Genomic DNA, 17,247 nt, shown 5'->3' with positions numbered 1-17,247 from the left:
GCGCCTTTGCCAAAGGCATCGAACCGGGCGTTCATGTCCGCCAGGGCCAGACCATCGGCTTCCTCGGTCAGACCGGCCTCTCCACCGGTCCGCATCTTCACTACGAGCTGATCGTCAACGGCACCAAGGTCGACCCGATGCGCGTGCGCCTGCCGGTCGGCAAGGTGCTGAAGGGCGACGACCTGGTCGCTTTCAAGCGCGAGCGCGAGCGCATCGATGAACTGCTCAAGCAGGAAGACAGCAATCCGCTGAAGGTCGCGAGCGCCAAGATCGAAGGCTAATGCATGTCGCCCAGAAGTGTGCCGCGGCTCTGGACAAGGACATGCCTCAAAACAAACACTTAAAGCGCGTCGTATGAATCCGTTTCAGCGCGACGCGCTTTAAGCCGTCACACTCGACGCTGGCGAATCATAATCGCCCCATCAGAGCATTCCGAATCGGGTCGGCTCCGAATCAGGTCGACTGCTCCTCTTCGGCTCGTGACCAAGGCAGCTTTTGCCCCGAAACGGTGGCCCAGGCGATAATAGCGGCAAGCAGGCAAAGCACGGCCGTCACTGTCGACACGGCCGCTAACGCCGCATCGCTGGCGGCGAGCCGTGTTGCATCAAGGTCTGGCGCCAGGCCGGCCAATGCCGGTTCGCCGAATCCCGGAATGCCCGGCCTAGCGCTGGTATCGAGCATCGTCGAATAGACCCAGGCCGCGAGCGAGCCCATCGCCGCCACAGCAATCAGCCCGCCAATGCGCGAAACCGCATTGTTGATGCCGGAAGCGGCGCCGGTATCCTTGTCCTCGACCGCGGTCATGACCGCCGTCGACAGCGGCGACACCACCAGCGCCATGCCGAGCCCCATCACCGCCATCAGCGGAAAGATACCGGTCCAGAAATTGTGCATGCCGGCATGAGTGAGCAAAGCCAGCCCGGCAAAGGCGATGGCAACTACCAGGCAGCCGCTGGCGATCGGAAAACGCGGACCGATGCGATCCGACCACTGGCCGACGAGACCCGACAGCAGCGCGATCGACGCCGACAGCGGCAGGAAGATGAAACCGACCTCTTTGGTGCTCAGCCCCCATCCGGCGATCAACAGCATCGGCAGGTAGAACAGATTGGCCGACAGCGCGAAATACAGGAAGAAGGTGGCGAGGTTGGCGCCGGCAAAGGCGCCGATCCGAAACAGCTTGAGATCGATCATCGGCTCGCGCTGCCGAAGCTCGAAGACGATGAAGATGATAAGCAGCACGGCGCCTGCGGCGATGCTCGGCCCCGACATCAGCCCGCTGCCTTCGGCGCTCATCGAGGTCAGTCCGTAGGCAAGCGCCCCGAAGGCAAGCGTGGCGAGAGCGGCGCCGCCGAGATCGAGGCTTCGCTTCTCCGTCGGCGCGTCGGCGGGAATCTTGGCCAGCAGGAGATAGATCGAGATCAGCCCGAGCGGCAGGTTGACGGCGAAGATCGCCCGCCAGATACCGCCGCCAAAGGCCGACAGGACGAAGCCGCCGAGCACCGGACCGAGCGCAGTCGTCAGCGCCGAGGCGGCGGCCCAGATGCCGATCGCCCGGCCGCGCTCCTTCTTCGGATAGGCCTTGGCGATGATGGCGAGGCTGCCCGGCACCATGATCGCCGCACCAAGGCCCTGAATGGCGCGAAAGGCGATGAGCACCAGCGCATTCGGCGCCACCGCGCAGGCCAGCGAAGCGACGATGAACAGCGCAATGCCGGCAACGAAGGCGCGCCTGAGGCCAAACCGGTCGCCGGCGGCGCCGCCGGCCAGAATCAGCGCCGACAGCGTCAGCGCATAGGCGTTGGAAATCCACTGGACCTCGGCCAGGCTGGCGCCGAGGTCGACGCGCATTGCCGGCATGGCAATGGCCAGGATCGACCCGTCGATGAAGCCGAGCGCTGACGCCAGGATCGCCGCTACCAGCACGAACTTGCGCTGCGACTGCGGGCAAAATGTACCGTTGGAAAGCGACCTGGTCAGGGGAACGGCTGCGGCTTCGCTCGGAGACTTCATGAGCGTCTGCTTAGACTTGTTGCGGGCCGGCAACAACCAGCCAGCACCCTGCGCTCATGAATCCAGCTTTGGATATCGGCCTGCCTTATGGGCAGGCCGATATCACTGCGCTGGAGCGCTCACTTGCTCCGCAACATCATCGGCCGAGGGACCGCCGACGAACTCGACGGTGACGCCCGGCGACACCAGCTTGGCCAGTTCACGCGCATCCCAATTGGTCAGGCGCACGCAGCCATGGCTTTCGGTCTTGCCGATCTTGGAGGGATCGGGCGTGCCGTGAATGCCATAGGTCGGCTTGTCCAGCGCGATCCACACCGAGCCGACCGGGCCGTTCGGACCCGGCGGGATGGTCAGGATCTTGTCGTTCTGGCCCTGCTTGAAATTGATGCTGGGGTTGTAGGTGTAGTTCGGATCGAGCGCGACGCGCGACACCGTATGAGTGCCGGTCGGCGAGGGCGTGTCGGCTGAACCAATGGTGGCCGGATAGGCCGCGACCAGCTTGCCACCGGCGTCATAGGCGAACACCTGCTTCTTGTCCTTGTCGGCGACGATGCGGGCAACCGGCGTCGCCACCAGCCTGCCGAAATTGGCGACCTTGATGATGGTGCCGGGACGGCTGAAGTCGGCCTCGGGATTGAGCCCCTTCAGGTAGTTCTCGTCCATGTGGAACCGTTCGGCCAAGGCTTCGGTGACGGAGGTGTAAGCCATGCGGTCGAGCTGCGCCTTCTGGCTGTAATCCTCCGGTATCGAGGCGACATAAGGCCCGGCCGCGTCTTCGGGCGTGATCGTATAATTGGCGAAAGCATCGCCACCGGTTTGCGCCAGCGCAGCCTGGATGCCGACCGCGTCGGTCGAGCGCAGATTGCTGCCGGTGATCTGGTTATAGGCGGCAAGCGCCTTGTCGACATTGGAGCCGAAGCGCCCGTCGACGACGCCGGGTGAAGCGCCGGCGCGGTCGAGCAGCACCTGCAAGGCGGCTACATCCTGGCGTGCGCCGAGTGAAAGCGAGGGATCGACCACGGTCTTGCCACCGGCTTTCGGCGGCAGCGCGGCCTGGTCGGCGGGCGCCGCCGGTTCGGCGGGATCGATAGAGGCTTCGTTCAGCGGCTGGCGCTTGACGGGCCGCGGTTCAGCGGATTTCGGCGCTTCCGGATAGGTGTCGCTGTCATTAGCATCATCCTGCGGAGCGGCCCCCAGGAATCTGTCGCTTTCAGGATCGTATTCATCAACCGGCGGGCCGGGGATTCGTCCCTGATCGTCCAGTTGCCTGCGGCGGAAACGCGCCATGTCTTCGGGATCGTCGAGATAGTAGCGGTCGTCGTCTTCGACCGGTGCGCGTCCAAGCTCACGTGCCCGCATTTCCCGGCGCAGCGCGCGGCGGTCGAGCCTGGTCTGCGGCGGCTGGATGGCGATGACCTTGCCGGTCTCGGCATCGACGATGACGCGGTTGCCCCTGGCGTCGTAATAGATGTCGAGATTGCCGTCCTGGGCAAGCACAATGCCGCCGCTATCGGCGGCGCGGACGGCCGGCAGTGCGTTGTCCACAGTCGGCGATGCCATGGCGCTGGACGTGAGCAGCCCGGCGGCGAGCACCGAAAAGGCAAGGATCGTGCGGAACATGGTGGTCAAACTCTCCGGTACTTACAGCGCCGCGCGTCCGTTTGGACGCGCAAAGGACGCTGTAACACTTCATGTCTGCGCATGATCCTTTCCGAAAATCGAATTTCGATTTTCGGGGTCATGCGTAATTGCCGCCGCCCGGCAGTGTTCCCACCAGAACGTTCTCGCCACCGTTTGGATGCGCAAGGAACGCCCTGATCGTCAAAAGCCTGCAGGCAAACCCCTTCGCCAGCAAACCACAACATAAGCTTTCCAACATGAACCGGGCATGAAGATGGCGGATTACTGGTTGCTACAGGCCCAATTCCTTGCGCGTCTGCTTCGTCAGCTTGAGGACGACGAGGCGGTGGCTTTCGCCGAGATAGTCCTTCAGCGCATCATCATCCATGCTCTGGCTTGTCTGACGCTGGATCCATTTCATGCCGCGCGAGGCGAGATAGGGCGCCGGCCGGCAGCCGGGCTGATCCTTCAGCACGTCATATGCCATCTCAGAGCATTTGAAGGTGACGAAGACGCCACCCTCCCGGTCATGGCCGGCGATGGTGAAGACCTTGCCACCGACTTTCCAGACATCGGCCCCGCCCCACTGCACGACGTGCGTCGTCTGCGGCAGCGAGGCGCAGAAGCTGTTGTAGTCGTCCAGCGTCATCTGCACCCCCGTCAAAGGATTGTTGTTTCATAAGAAAATGCCGCGCGTCCGGTCGGACGCGCGGCGTTGGATCAGGCTGCCGCGTCGGTCGGCACCACAGTGGGCCTGGACCGGAAATTCAACCGGTCGGAGCCGGCGGTGACCTTGACGGTCGAGCCGTCGAGTATCTCGCCAAGCAGGATTTTTTCCGCCAGCGGATCTTGCAGGTCCTTCTGCATCACCCGCTTCAGCGGCCGCGCGCCATAGGCCGGGTCGTAGCCCTTCGCCGCCAGCCAGTCGATCGATTCCTGGTCGAGCGACAGTGTGATCTTGCGGTCGACGAGCAGGCTTTCCAGCCGCTTGAGTTGGATCTCGACGATGCGGCCCATATCCTGCCGGCGCAGCCGGTGGAACAGGATCACCTCATCGACGCGGTTGAGGAACTCCGGCCTGAACGAGGCTCTCACCACGCTCATAACCTCGTCGCGCACGGCATCGACATCCTGCTCTTCGCCGAGATTGACCAGATATTCGGCGCCGAGGTTCGACGTCATGACGATCAGCGTGTTGCGGAAGTCGACCGTGCGGCCCTGCCCGTCGGTCAGCCGCCCGTCGTCGAGCACCTGCAACAGCACGTTGAAGACATCCGGATGCGCCTTCTCGATCTCGTCGAACAGCACGACCTGATAGGGCCGGCGCCGCACCGCTTCGGTCAGCGCGCCGCCTTCCTCATAGCCGACATAGCCGGGAGGCGCGCCAATCAGCCGGGCGACCGAGTGCTTCTCCATGTATTCCGACATGTCGATTCGCACCATGGCGCTCTCGTCGTCGAACAGGAAATTGGCCAGCGCCTTGGTCAGTTCGGTCTTGCCGACGCCGGTCGGTCCGAGGAACATGAACGAGCCGATCGGCCGGTTCGGATCCTGCAGCCCGGCCCGGGCACGACGCACGGCCTTGGACACCGCCTGTACCGCTTCGCCCTGGCCGACGACTCGCTTGCCGATCTCGTCTTCCATGCGCAGCAGCTTGTCGCGCTCGCCCTGCAGCATCTTGTCGACCGGAATGCCGGTCCAACGCGACACGATATGGGCGACGTGGTCGGGCGTGACCACCTCTTCGACCATGCCGGCCTTGCCGTCCTGGGCTTCGGCTTCCTTCAGCTTCTTTTCCAGTTCCGGGATCTTGCCATAGGCAAGCTCGCCGGCGCGCTGGAATTCACCCTTGCGCTGGGCAATGGCGAGGTCGTTGCGGGCCGCGTCGAGCTGCTTCTTGAGGTCAGCGGCGAGGCCAAGCTTCTGCTTTTCCGACTGCCATTTGGCGGTGATCTCGGTCGATTCCTCCTCGAGGCCGACGAGTTCCTTTTCGAGACGCGCGAGCCGGTCCTTTGACGCCTCGTCCTTCTCGACCTTCAGTGCCTCGCGCTCGATCTTGAGCTGCATGATGCGGCGATCGATCTCGTCCAGCGCCTCGGGCTTGGAATCGACCTGCATCCTCAGCCGCGACGCGGCTTCGTCGACAAGGTCGATCGCCTTGTCCGGCAGGAAACGGTCGGCGATGTAGCGGTTGGACAAGGTCGCCGCCGCGACCAGCGCCGAATCCGAGATGCGCACCTTGTGGTGCTGCTCGTACTTCTCCTTCAGGCCACGCAGGATCGACACGGTATCTTCGACCGACGGCTCGTTGACGAAGACCGGCTGGAACCGGCGGGCAAGGGCCGCGTCCTTCTCGACATGCTTCCTGTATTCATCGAGCGTGGTCGCGCCGACGCAGTGCAGTTCGCCGCGCGCCAGCGCCGGCTTCAACAGGTTCGAAGCGTCCATGGCGCCATCGGCCTTGCCGGCGCCGACCAGCGTGTGCATCTCGTCGATGAACAGGATGATGCCGCCGGCCGCCGAGGTGACTTCGTTGAGCACGGCCTTCAGCCGCTCCTCGAACTCGCCGCGATATTTGGCGCCGGCAATCAGCGCGCCCATGTCGAGCGCCATCAACTGCTTGTCCTTCAGCGATTCGGGCACGTCGCCATTGACGATGCGCAGCGCCAGACCTTCGGCGATCGCCGTTTTGCCGACGCCCGGCTCGCCGATCAGCACCGGGTTGTTCTTGGTACGCCGCGACAGCACCTGGATGGTGCGGCGGATCTCGTCGTCACGGCCAATCACAGGGTCGAGCTTGCCGGCGCGGGCATCGGCGGTGAGGTCGCGCGCGTATTTCTTCAGCGCGTCATAGCCCTGCTCGGCGCTCGCCGAATCGGCGGTACGGCCCTTGCGGACGTCGTTGATCACCTGGTTCAGCGCCTGCGCTGTGACGCCGGCCTTGGACAGGATATCGGCCGTCTTAGCCGACTTCTCCATCGCCAGCGCCTGCAGCAGCCGCTCGACCGTGACAAAACTGTCGCCGGCTTTCTTGGCCAATTCCTCGGCGGTCGAAAACACCTTGGCCAGCGGCTGCGCCAGATAAAGCTGGCCGTTGCCGCCTTCCACCTTGGGCATGGCCTCAAGGGCGGTCTCGACGCCAAGCTTGACGTCGCGCACGTTGCCGCCGGCGCGCTCTATCAGCGAGGCGGCCAGCCCCTCGTCGTCATCGACGAGGACCTTCAGCATATGTTCGGGAGTGAATTGCTGGTGATTGCGCGAGAGCGCCATGGTCTGGGCGGACTGAATGAATCCGCGGACGCGCTCGGAGTATTTCTCGAGGTTCATATCTGTCTCCTTCCATCACCGGCCCGCTTTGCGGCACCGGATCAGATTGCGGTGACGGACCCGCTCATCCGAGCCGGGTCCAGTTCACGCCAGATATGGGGCGCAAGCCATTGCCGCTCAAGACGTCCGGCTGATGATATTGCATGGCCGAGCAAACGAAAACGGCGGAGATTTCTCTCCGCCGTTTCATCGACTTATGTCTTGTGGGTCAGTTGTTGGCGTCGACGGCGAACGGGTCGCCGGCAGAGCTTTCGGCCGGCGCCGCATCAACCACGTCAACAGCGGCAGCGGTCTCGCCGGCGCCATCCACCACCTGGCCACCACCAGACTGTTCGTCACCGACCTGATCGGCATTGTTGCGCGAGCGGCGCGGACGCCGCGGGCGACGGGCAGCGCCGCTCTCGGCGGCTGCCTCATTGAGTTCGGCCCGGGCGGCAAGAGCCGCCGGCGACAGGTTTTCGTACAGCGGCGCCGGCTCGGAGAAACCACTCTCGGCTTCGGGCTCAACCGCGGAAACGGTTTCCGCCTGTGCCGGGGTTTCGGTGAAGCGCTGCTGGTCGCCGCGCTGGCCGTTCTGCTCGCCACGCTGGGCAAAGTCGCCACGCTGGTCGTTCTGGCCATAGCCGCCATTGGGGCGGCGGTCACGGTTGCGGCCATTGTTGTCGCGGCCGTTATTGTTGCGGCCATTATTGTCACGGCCACTGTTGTTCTCGCGGCCGTTTTCCTGGCCGTATGCGAGTTCGGCCGGCGTGCCCTCAATCGTCGGCTGCGGACCGTTGCCGTGGTTGGCCATCGGCGCTTGCGTCTCGCCGCCATTGCCGCTGCCGGCATTGTCAAAATCGTCGCGATCTTCATCGTCGTCGAATTCGTCGCGGTTCTGCGGGGCATTCTGGATCGGCATCTGCGCCTGTGCGGCGGCAATGATGCGGTTGTAGTGCTCGGCGTGCTGGAGGTAATTCTCCGCCATAACCCGGTCGCCGGAGCTTTGCGCGTCACGGGCCAGAGTGGCGTATTTTTCGGCGATCTGCTGAGCCGATCCACGGATTTTCACGTCCGGGCCGTTGCTCTCGTAGTTGCGCGTCAGGGGATTTGGGCCCTTGCGGTTGTTGTTATTGTTATTGTTGTTGCCACCGCCGCCGCCATTGTTGTTGCGACCGCGCATGCGCCTGTTCTGCTGTTGTGGCCTCATAAGACTCTCTTCATTTTGAAATTTTCGAAAAACGTTTCGCGAACGGAGGCGCTCATGCAGCCAGCCGTTTCGTTTCTTCACCGGCGTTCGCCCGCATCAATTGCGTTGGCGCCACGTGTCATCCTGTTCCGGTTACATCACTTGCCGGACGATTCCCGCACGAAGCTTGGGCGTCGTTTGCGCAAGAAGGCAGCTATTTCCAAGGAAAACCGAATCGCTAAGAGCACTGCCTGCTTCGTCTCATCCGGTTAGGGCGGACCCTAGCCGCATTCCCCGGCATTGCCAAGCGCTTTTTTGCACTGCGTCAAGGCTTTCCCTGTTCAAACATAAGAACCCTGTCGTTTCCGCCAAGATCGACAAATGCCCCGGCCAGCCTGTAGCCGGCTGCCGCGAATATGTCTTTGACCTCATTGCGCTGCGTGTGGCCGATCTCGACCGCTATCTTGCCTTCTGCTTCCAGAAACTTTGCCGCCTCGGCGGCGATGATCCTGTAGGGGCCAAGACCGTCCACACCGCCATCAAGGGCTCTGTGCGGATCGAAATCGCGGACCTCGTCCTGCAGATTTCCAATGTCTCTAGACGATATATAGGGAGGGTTTGCGGCAATTACATGGTATCGGCCCGAAACTTTTTCGAACCAGTCAGACTGCAGCCCCACGAACCGGCCGGCGAGTCCGAGTTGCTCGGCATTGCGTATCGCGGTTGCCAGCGCGTCTTGTGAAATATCGACCCCGGTGGCGGTCGCGGCCGGAACCGCGCTGAGCAGCGCCAGCGCAATCGCGCCGGTACCGGTGCCGAGATCGAGGATACGGCATTCCCCCAGCCTTTCGGCCGTCGCGCCGGCAAAAGGCAGGATCGCCTCGACCAGCGTTTCGGTGTCCGGCCGCGGCTCCAGCGTTTCCGGCGACAGCGACAGCCGCAGGCCGTAAAACTCGCGAAACCCGAGGATGCGGTGAACCGGTTCGCCGGCCATGCGGCGCTGCAGAGCAGCGCCGATTGCGGCAACCGCACCCGCATCGACCGTCCGTTGCGGGTCGGCGATCGCCTGCGTACGGTCCGTGCGGGAAAAATGCTCGACGATAAGCCTGGCATCCAGCGCCGGGTCGGAAAGGCCGGCCGCGGCAAGCCGCTCCCGCGCCACCCGCAACAACGGCCCGAGCGCGCCGGGCAACATGTCAGCCATCGAGGCCAATATCGGCGAGCAGCTTCGACTGATGGTCGGCGATCAGCGCATTGATGACCTCATCGAGCTCGCCCATCATCACCCGGTCGAGCTTGTAGAGCGTCAGGTTGATACGATGGTCGGTAAGGCGGCCCTGCGGGAAGTTGTAGGTGCGGATGCGCTCCGAACGGTCGCCCGAACCAACCTGCGATTTGCGTGACTCCGAGCGCTCCTCGTCCGCCTTGCTGCGCTCGAGGTCGTAAAGCCGCGCACGCAGAATCTGCATGGCTTTCGCCCGGTTCTGATGCTGCGACTTCTCCGCCTGCACCACCATGATGCCGGTCGGCAAATGGGTGATGCGCACCGCAGAATCGGTGGTGTTGACGTGCTGGCCGCCCGAACCCGAGGCGCGCATCGTGTCGATACGGATGTCTTCGGCGCGAATGTCGATGTCGACCTCTTCGGCCTCCGGCAGTACGGCAACCGTCGCCGCCGAAGTGTGGATGCGCCCGCTGGCCTCGGTCGCCGGCACGCGCTGCACGCGGTGCACGCCGGATTCAAATTTCAGATGGGCAAAGACTCCCCTACCGGAAATGGTGGCGATGATTTCCTTGAAGCCGCCGGCATCGCCGTCGCTGGCCGACACCGTCTCGAAGCGCCAGCCGCGTTCGGCGGCATAGCGCTCATACATGCGAAAAAGGTCGCCGGCAAACAATGCCGCCTCGTCGCCGCCGGTGCCGGCGCGGATTTCAAGGATGGCGTTCTTGTCGTCGGCCGCATCCTTGGGCAACAGCAGGATCTGGATGTCCTTCTGCAGCTCTTCGATACGCGCTTCGACGCCGGGCAGATCTGCCTCCGCCAGGGCCCGCATCTCGGCATCGGTGCCCTTGTCGGCAAGCATCGCCTCGAGGTCGGCTTGCTCGCGCTCGACTGAGCGCAGTTCCCTGACCTTGGCCACCATGTCCTGCAGCTCGGCATATTCCGAGGCCATCTTCACATAGGCATCGGCCGCCGGGCCGGCCGACATCTGCGCTTCGAGCATCTCGAAACGCTTGACGACCTGATCCATACGCTCGCGGGGAAGATTGACCATGGCTAATGCTATAGCGGGATGGAGCGGTCGTCGGCGAAGGCCTGCAGCAGCGCCCGCATCGGCAGCCCTTGAGCTGGCGCCATCAGATTGTCGGCAAAGAAAGCCTCCAATTCCTCCAGTGGCAGTTCGGTCAACATCGCCTTGACCGGGCCGATCGAGGCTGGAGACATCGAGATCGAGCGGTAGCCAAGGCCGATCAGCGCCATGGCGGAAATGGGTTTTCCGGCAAGCTCGCCGCACAGAGTCACCGGCGTGTGGTTGCGAACCCCGGCGTCGGCGATCTGCTTCAGAACCCGCAGGAACGGCGTCGAAAGCGTGTCGAAGCGGTCGGAGAGCTGCGTGTTCCCCCGATCGACCGCCATGACGAACTGGAACAGGTCGTTGGAGCCGACCGAGACGAAATCGACCGCCTTCATCAACTCGTCGAGCTGGAACAGCAGCGACGGCACTTCCAGCATGGCGCCCACCTTGAGGCTGGTCGGCAGATGGTGGGCAAAGCGGGAGAGATGCCGCACTTCGCGGTCGATGATCTCGCGCGCCTGGGCGATTTCGCCGAGTTCGGTAACCATCGGCAGCATCAGCTTCAGTTCGCGCCCGCCGCAGGCCTTCAGCAGAGCGCGGATCTGGGTCCTGAGCAGACCCGGCCGGTCGAGCGTCAGCCGGATCGCGCGCCAGCCGAGCGCAGGGTTTTCTTCCTGGATGGCGCCCTTGAAGTAGGGCAGCACCTTGTCGCCGCCGATGTCGATGGTGCGGAAGGTGACCGGCTTGCCGCGCGCCGCGTCCAGCACGTCGCGGTAGAGCCGCTCCTGCGCCTCGGCACGCGGGAAGGTCGAGGCGACCATGAACTGCAATTCGGTGCGGAACAGGCCGATGCCGGCCGCACCCGCCTCGGCCAGCTGCGGCAGGTCGACGGCCAGGCCCGCATTCATCAGCAGGTCGACCTGGACGCCGTCCTTGGTCACCGACGGCTTCTTGCGCAGTTCCCGGTAGACTTCCTGCCGGCGCGCCCGGAAGCGCACTTTTTCGGCATAGGCGGCTTCGAGGTCCGGCTGCGGCCGCAGATGGATGGTGCCTTCCTCGCCGTCGACGATGATGGCATCGCCGTTTTCCGCCATGGAAACGGCGCCCTTCATCTGGCCGGCGACCGGAATGCCCATGGCGCGCGCGACGATGACGACATGGCTGGTGGCAGCGCCGTCTTCCAACACCACGCCGCGCAGCTTGTCCCTGGGATAATCAAGCAGTTCGGCCGCGCCCATCGAGCGCGCGACCAGGATGGCATCCTTCGGCAGTGACGCCGCTACGTCGTCAGGCCCGCGCCCCATCAGCTGGCGCAGCAGCCGGTTGGCGAGATCGTCGAAGTCGCTCATCCTCTCGCGCAAATAAGGATCGGTCATGTGCAGCATGCGGGCGCGCATGTCGCTTTGGACCTTTTCCACCGCCGCTTCCGCTGTCAGGCCGTTGCGGATCGCCTCTTCCAGCCGACGCACCCAGCCGCGGTCGTTGGCAAACATGCGATACGCTTCGAGCACCTCGCGATGTTCGCCCTCGAAGGCGACATCGCGCCGCTCCAGCATGTCGTCGATGGAAAGCCTGAGCGAACCGAGCGACGTCTCCAGCCGGCGCACCTCTTCCTCACTGTCCTCGTTGAACAGATTGGTGACGACGATGCGTGGCTCATGCAGCACGACATGGCCGAGGCCGACGCCCTCGTTGAAGGACAGGCCGGTAAAGCTGACGGGACGGCGCAGGTCGAGTTCGAGGCCGGGCCGGGTCAGGCGCGCGAGATCCCCGGTGGCGATCATCTCGGCGATCACCATGGCGGTCGTTTCCAACGCCTCGACCTCGTCGTCGCGGTAGTGGCGCATGGTCTTGTTCTGCACCACCAGCACGCCCAGCGTGCGCCCTGCCCTGAGTACGGGCACGCCGAGGAAGGAATTGTAGATCTCTTCGCCCGTCTCCGGCAGGTAGGCGAAGGCCGGATGTTCCTGCGCATTGGAGAGGTTGAGCGGCCGCGCGCTCGCAGCAATGGTGCCGACGAGGCCCTGCCCCAGCCGCAGTTGCGCCAAATGGACGGCGTTCGGGTTCAGACCTTCGGTGGCATAGAGTTCGAGCACCGAATCGGCGCGCAGCACATAGAGCGAGCAGACCTCGGCGACCATGTTGGAGGCGATGTCGCGCACGATCCGGTCGAGCCGCTCCTGCGGCTCCAGCGGCTCCTGCATGAGCTCGCGGAGCCGTTTCAGCAGAACGCGCGGGCCACTGGCCGTATCACGCATCGCGGCTTCTTCTCCAATGGGCATTTTGCCCGCCGCAGTTTCCACTGCGACCGGCGCACACGCAACAACTCAAATCGCTCTCGCTACTGCTTATCCAGACCGTACACGGAATGCAAAGTACGAACCGCGAGTTCCGTGTAGGGACCGTCGATCAGTATCGAAATCTTGATCTCGGAGGTGGTGATGGCGCGGATGTTGATCGCCTTGTCGGCCAGCGCCTTGAAAGCGGTGGCGGCCACACCGGCATGGCTGCGCATGCCGATGCCGATGACCGAAACCTTCGACATGCCGGCTTCCGACTGCACCACGTCATAGCCGATCGAAGCCTTCAGACGCTCCAGCACGGCCAACGCCTTGTCCACGTCGCCGGACGGCACGGTGAAGGTCATGTCGGTGAACTTGCCGTCCTCTGAGATGTTCTGGACGATCATGTCGACATTGATGTTGGCCTCGGCCAGCGGGCCGAAAATGCCGGCGGCAACGCCCGGGCGGTCGCCGACGCGACGCAGAGAAATCTGCGCTTCGTCCTTGGCGTAGGCAATTCCGGTGACGACCTGCTGTTCCACGATCTCTTCCTCGTCGCAAATGAGCGTTCCCGGAGGATTGAGCAAATCCCCCATTCCGGGCGCATCGGGGTCGTCGAAGGACGACCGCACGAACGTACGCACCCTGTGCACCATGGCAAGCTCGACCGAGCGCACCTGCAAGACCTTGGCGCCGAGCGACGCCATTTCGAGCATTTCCTCGAACGAAATCTTGTTGAGCCGCCGCGCCTTCGGCTCGATGCGCGGATCGGTGGTGTAGACGCCGTCGACATCGGTGTAGATGTCGCAACGGTCGGCCTTGACCGCCGCGGCAATGGCCACCGCGCTTGTGTCGGAGCCGCCGCGGCCGAGCGTGGCGATGCGGTTGTCCGGGCCGATGCCCTGGAAGCCGGCGACGACAGCCACCTGGCCCTCGCCGAAGCGCTTGATCAGGAACGCGCCGTCAATGTCGAGGATGCGCGCCGCGCCATGCGCGTTGTCGGTCTTGATCGGGATCTGCCAGCCCTGCCAGGAGCGGGCATGGACGCCCATATTCTGCAGTGTGATCGCCAGCAGGCCGGCAGTCACCTGCTCGCCCGAGGCGACCACGGCGTCATACTCGCGCGCGTCGTGCATGGGCGAGGCTTCGCGCGTCCAGCCAACCAGTTCGTTGGTCTTGCCCGCCATCGCCGAAACCACGACAGCGACCTCATGGCCGGCATCGACCTCGCGTTTGACGTGACGCGCCACATTGCGGATGCGGGCGATGTCGGCGACGGAGGTTCCGCCGAATTTCATCACGATGCGCGCCATGGAAGCGAAATGCCTTTGACTGAAGCCGGCCCAGGACCGAAAGGGGAAGTAAGCGCTCGACAGAAGCCGGCCGCTGAATGCGCGCCTCCTTAGCCAAATGATCACGGTTTCGCAAGGCTGGCGGCGGATGCCGGCTTCAGGATCGCGGCATATTGCGTTCGGCCCCGCCGCCGCTTACCAAATGCTGCCCGCGGGAAACTCCTTTTGGTCCGGCATATCGAATGATTGTTCGCCTTCGACGCGCCATGCGGTGGCAATCGCTGCCGCTGTTCATCGGCTTCGCCGTGCTGGCGTTGATCGTCGGCACACGCGCCGTGCTGGTCGAGACCCAGAGAGCCAATCGTGAGGCCGCGCGCGAGGCGGTCGAGTATCAGGAATTGCTTTCCGGTTTGCTTGCGATGGCTCAGGAGGCCGAGACCAGCCAGCGCGGCTATCTCCTGACCGGCGAGAAATCCTACCTCCAGCCTTATCGGCAGGCGGTCGACGCCATTCCGGGCCAGCTTGCCCGCATCGACGGCATGACCGCGCCGGACGACGAACTCGTGCAGCAGATCAACCACGTCAAGGACGCGCTTTCACAAAACCAGGCCGAATTGGCTGAGACGATTGCACTCTACGATCGCGGCGATGCGGCAAAAGCTCTGGAACTGGTCCGCAGCGGCCAGGGCAAGGCCGCCATGGACCAGATCCGGGCCAGCATGGACACGATCCGGCGCATTGGCGGCGCAGCCATCGCCGCGCGCGACGCTCATACCGACCGGGTCGAAAACTGGCTGCGAATCGGCTCGATAGCGGCGCTGCTGGCGATCTTCCTGCTTGGCGCCTACACGGTTCGCCTTTCGCGCCGCCGGTTCCGCGCAGTGGCGATCGCCCAGGAAGAGCTGATGCGCAAGAACATCGAGCTCGGCAACGAAATCCAGACGCGTGAAAAGGCCGAATCGCAGATCCGCCAGATGCAGAAGATGGAGGCTGTGGGCCAGCTGACCGGCGGTATCGCCCACGATTTCAACAACATGCTGGCGGTGATCATCAGCGCCATGAACCTCGCCCAGCGCAAGCTGACGCGGGGCGAGCACGACATCATGAAATTCATCGAAGCGGCGACCGATGCGGCGACCCGGGCCGCAAACTTGACGTCACGGCTGCTTGCCTTCTCGCGCCAGCAGCCGCTCGCGCCTCAGGTTGTAGACGCCAATCGTCTGGTCGCCGGCATGTCGGACCTGCTTCGGCGGGCGCTCGGCGAAACCATCCGCATCGAAACCGTGCTGGCTGGCGGCCTGTGGAAGACCCATGCCGATCCGAGCCAGCTCGAAAATGCCATTCTCAATCTGGCGGTCAATGCGCGCGACGCCATGGGCGAGGACGGCAAGATGACCATCGAGACCGCCAACAGCCACCTCGACGAGAGCTACGCCGCCACCCATGCCGAGGTCAAAGACGGCCAGTATGTGATGATCGCGGTCAGCGACACCGGCGCCGGCATGCCGGCGGACGTCATGGAGCGGGCTTTCGAGCCATTTTTCACCACCAAGCCAGTCGACAAGGGCACCGGCCTCGGGCTGAGCCAAGTGTTCGGCTTCGTCAAACAGTCCGGCGGACACGTCAAGATCTACTCGGAACCCGGCCAAGGCACCACGATCAGGATCTACCTGCCGCGCTTCTTCGGCCCGGAAGAGGCCGCCATATCTTCGGAAGGAGCCGGAAATCCTGCCGTGCCGGTCACCGAAACCATCCTTGTCGTGGAGGACGATCCACGCGTGCGGGCTTCCACCACCGATGCCATGCGCGAACTCGGCTACACCGTCATTCATGCCGCAAGCGGCCAGGAAGCGCTGGAAAAGCTGGGCGACAACCCTGGTGTGGCGCTCATGTTCACCGATATCGTCATGCCGGTGATGAATGGCCGCAAGCTCGCCGAGGAGGCGCTGGCGCGCATGCCGAAGCTGAAGGTGATCTTCACCACCGGCTTCACCAGGAACGCCGTCGTCCACAATGGCGTGCTCGACCATGACGTGCATTTCCTGGCCAAGCCCTTCACCATCGAGCAGCTGGCGGCGAAATTGCGCGACGTGCTGGACGCAAAATGACCGAGGCCCTGGAAATCGTCACCTTTCGCCTCAAGCCTGGAGCGGAAGCGGGCTTTGCCGCCGCCAACAACCTGGTCGCCGACTGGCTGGCGCGGCAACCTGGTTTCGTAAACCGCTGCCTGGCGCGGCGGGACGATGGCGGATGGGTCGATGTGGTGCGCTGGCGAAGTCGCGAGCAGGCTCTCGCCGCCGCCGGCCGCATCATCGCCGAGATCGGCGATTGCGAAGCGATGCGGGCCATCAATCCCGCAAGTGTTGCGATGGAACATGCGGCGATTGTGATCTCGAGGCCATAGGTCGACTAGCCAGCAGTCGCAAAAACCGGCCTTGACTTTCTTGCCCCGGCACCCGACTTCCTAGCGTCCGAGGAGACCCGCCCCATGCCAGAGGCCCGACGATCGACAATCGATGCCGGAGAAGTGGAACGCTTTTCCGCGCTTGCCGCCGAATGGTGGAACCCGAACGGCAAATTCCGTCCGCTGCACAAATTCAACCCGGTCCGGCTTGCCTATATCCGGGACCAGGTGGCGGCGCGCTTTGGCCGCGATCCGCGGGCGGCGCGGCCGTTCGAAGGCCTGCGTTTCCTCGATATCGGCTGCGGTGGTGGATTGTTGTGCGAGCCGATGGCAAGGCTTGGCGCCGAAGTGGTCGGCGCCGACGCCTCGGCAACCAACATCGAGGTGGCGAAGCTGCACGCGGCCGAAGGCGGCGTGACGGTGGATTATCGCGCTACGACCGCTGAGGATTTGGCCGATTCCGGCGAGAAATTCGACGTCGTCCTCAACATGGAAGTCGTCGAGCATGTTGCCGATGTCGACCTGTTCATCGGCAAGTGCGGCGAGATGGTCAAGCCCGGCGGCATCATGTTCGTGGCCACGATCAACCGCACGCTGAAGGCACTGGGCCTGGCCATAATCGGCGCCGAATATGTGCTGCGCTGGCTGCCGCGCGGCACCCACCAGTTCGGCAAGCTGGTGCGGCCCGAAGAGCTTGAAAAGGCGCTCGGCAGCGCCGCCATGACCATCATCGACCGTACCGGCGTGACCTACAATCCTCTCGCCGACCGCTGGGCACGCTCCAAGGACATGGACGTCAACTATATGGTGCTGGCGGAAAAACGATCGGTCTGAACGAAAGGGG

General features: G+C 63.8%; 13 protein-coding genes (1 of these 13 running past the window's edge). 4 read left to right on the top strand and 9 right to left on the bottom strand.

What is annotated here, in order from left to right; genetic code table 11:
* Positions 1-281, top strand: the 3' end of a protein-coding gene (locus X733_RS153790; RefSeq protein ID WP_023686664.1) for a M23 family metallopeptidase. 1,690 nt of this gene lie to the left of the window's left edge; the window shows 281 of its 1,971 coding nt (coding positions 1,691-1,971); its start codon lies off the left edge, out of view; the stop codon is at positions 279-281.
* Positions 282-453: 172 nt separating this feature from the next.
* On the opposite strand, the gene X733_RS153795 is transcribed toward X733_RS153790, so the two are convergent.
* From X733_RS153795 to X733_RS153835, 9 genes are all read right to left on the bottom strand, one after another.
* The gene (locus tag X733_RS153795) at positions 454-2,013 is read right to left on the bottom strand and encodes an MFS transporter (RefSeq protein WP_023818509.1); all 1,560 of its coding nucleotides are present in this window, start codon (positions 2,011-2,013) and stop codon (positions 454-456) included.
* A 102-nt stretch (positions 2,014-2,115) separates the two neighbouring features.
* Positions 2,116-3,633, bottom strand: coding sequence for a L,D-transpeptidase family protein (locus tag X733_RS153800; RefSeq protein ID WP_023701438.1), 1,518 nt, complete (start codon positions 3,631-3,633; stop codon positions 2,116-2,118).
* 292 nt (positions 3,634-3,925) lie between these two features.
* A complete protein-coding gene (locus X733_RS153805) occupies positions 3,926-4,282 on the bottom strand; it encodes an MmcQ/YjbR family DNA-binding protein (protein ID WP_023685771.1) in 357 nt (118 codons plus the stop codon).
* A gap of 71 nt (positions 4,283-4,353) precedes the next feature.
* Positions 4,354-6,960, bottom strand: a complete 2,607-nt coding sequence (gene clpB, locus X733_RS153810) for an ATP-dependent chaperone ClpB (RefSeq protein ID WP_023685772.1) — start codon at positions 6,958-6,960, stop codon at positions 4,354-4,356.
* Between the two features lie 208 nt (positions 6,961-7,168).
* Positions 7,169-8,149 carry a DUF4167 domain-containing protein gene (locus X733_RS153815; protein ID WP_023818508.1) on the bottom strand — a complete coding sequence of 327 codons (981 nt, stop codon included), beginning with the start codon at positions 8,147-8,149 and terminating at the stop codon, positions 7,169-7,171.
* Between the two features lie 304 nt (positions 8,150-8,453).
* Positions 8,454-9,332 (bottom strand): peptide chain release factor N(5)-glutamine methyltransferase, encoded by an 879-nt coding sequence (gene prmC, locus X733_RS153820; RefSeq protein WP_023804566.1) that lies wholly within the window; start codon positions 9,330-9,332, stop codon positions 8,454-8,456.
* Positions 9,325-10,404 (bottom strand): peptide chain release factor 1, encoded by a 1,080-nt coding sequence (gene prfA, locus X733_RS153825; protein WP_023672971.1) that lies wholly within the window; start codon positions 10,402-10,404, stop codon positions 9,325-9,327. The genes prmC and prfA overlap by 8 nt, the downstream gene beginning before the upstream one ends.
* Before the next feature lie 8 nt (positions 10,405-10,412).
* Entirely contained in the window at positions 10,413-12,683 is a 2,271-nt protein-coding gene (gene ptsP / locus X733_RS153830) for a phosphoenolpyruvate--protein phosphotransferase (protein WP_023693992.1), read from the bottom strand.
* A gap of 83 nt (positions 12,684-12,766) precedes the next feature.
* A complete protein-coding gene (locus X733_RS153835) occupies positions 12,767-14,020 on the bottom strand; it encodes an aspartate kinase (RefSeq protein ID WP_023685777.1) in 1,254 nt (417 codons plus the stop codon).
* Between the two features lie 245 nt (positions 14,021-14,265).
* On the opposite strand from X733_RS153835, the gene X733_RS153840 reads away from it, so the two are divergent.
* The 3 genes from X733_RS153840 (at position 14,266) to ubiG (ending at position 17,237) form a co-directional block, all read left to right on the top strand.
* On the top strand, positions 14,266-16,107 hold the full coding sequence (locus X733_RS153840) for a CHASE3 domain-containing protein (RefSeq protein WP_023818507.1): 1,842 nt from the start codon (positions 14,266-14,268) through the stop codon (positions 16,105-16,107).
* Positions 16,104-16,403 (top strand): hypothetical protein, encoded by a 300-nt coding sequence (locus X733_RS153845; protein WP_050588647.1) that lies wholly within the window; start codon positions 16,104-16,106, stop codon positions 16,401-16,403. The genes X733_RS153840 and X733_RS153845 overlap by 4 nt, the downstream gene beginning before the upstream one ends.
* An 84-nt stretch (positions 16,404-16,487) precedes the next feature.
* Positions 16,488-17,237 carry a bifunctional 2-polyprenyl-6-hydroxyphenol methylase/3-demethylubiquinol 3-O-methyltransferase UbiG gene (ubiG, locus tag X733_RS153850; protein WP_023672976.1) on the top strand — a complete coding sequence of 250 codons (750 nt, stop codon included), beginning with the start codon at positions 16,488-16,490 and terminating at the stop codon, positions 17,235-17,237.
* Positions 17,238-17,247: the final 10 nt, after the last annotated feature.

It is taken from the genome of Mesorhizobium sp. L2C066B000 (assembly GCF_000502335.1).
Classification (GTDB): Bacteria; Pseudomonadota; Alphaproteobacteria; order Rhizobiales; family Rhizobiaceae; genus Mesorhizobium.
Note: the sequence above shows the minus strand (reverse complement) of the source record. Positions and strands in the feature narration are given on the sequence as shown.

Coding starts and splice junctions, on each gene's coding strand:
- ubiG (WP_023672976.1), top strand. CDS start 16,488: ATGCCAGAGGCCCGACGATCGACAATCGATGCCGGAGAAGTGGAACGC.
- X733_RS153835 (WP_023685777.1), bottom strand. CDS start 14,020: ATGGCGCGCATCGTGATGAAATTCGGCGGAACCTCCGTCGCCGACATC.
- X733_RS153815 (WP_023818508.1), bottom strand. CDS start 8,149: ATGAGGCCACAACAGCAGAACAGGCGCATGCGCGGTCGCAACAACAAT.
- clpB (WP_023685772.1), bottom strand. CDS start 6,960: ATGAACCTCGAGAAATACTCCGAGCGCGTCCGCGGATTCATTCAGTCC.
- X733_RS153840 (WP_023818507.1), top strand. CDS start 14,266: ATGCGGTGGCAATCGCTGCCGCTGTTCATCGGCTTCGCCGTGCTGGCG.
- prmC (WP_023804566.1), bottom strand. CDS start 9,332: ATGGCTGACATGTTGCCCGGCGCGCTCGGGCCGTTGTTGCGGGTGGCG.
- X733_RS153805 (WP_023685771.1), bottom strand. CDS start 4,282: ATGACGCTGGACGACTACAACAGCTTCTGCGCCTCGCTGCCGCAGACG.
- X733_RS153845 (WP_050588647.1), top strand. CDS start 16,104: ATGACCGAGGCCCTGGAAATCGTCACCTTTCGCCTCAAGCCTGGAGCG.
- prfA (WP_023672971.1), bottom strand. CDS start 10,404: ATGGTCAATCTTCCCCGCGAGCGTATGGATCAGGTCGTCAAGCGTTTC.
- ptsP (WP_023693992.1), bottom strand. CDS start 12,683: ATGCGTGATACGGCCAGTGGCCCGCGCGTTCTGCTGAAACGGCTCCGC.
- X733_RS153795 (WP_023818509.1), bottom strand. CDS start 2,013: ATGAAGTCTCCGAGCGAAGCCGCAGCCGTTCCCCTGACCAGGTCGCTT.
- X733_RS153800 (WP_023701438.1), bottom strand. CDS start 3,633: ATGTTCCGCACGATCCTTGCCTTTTCGGTGCTCGCCGCCGGGCTGCTC.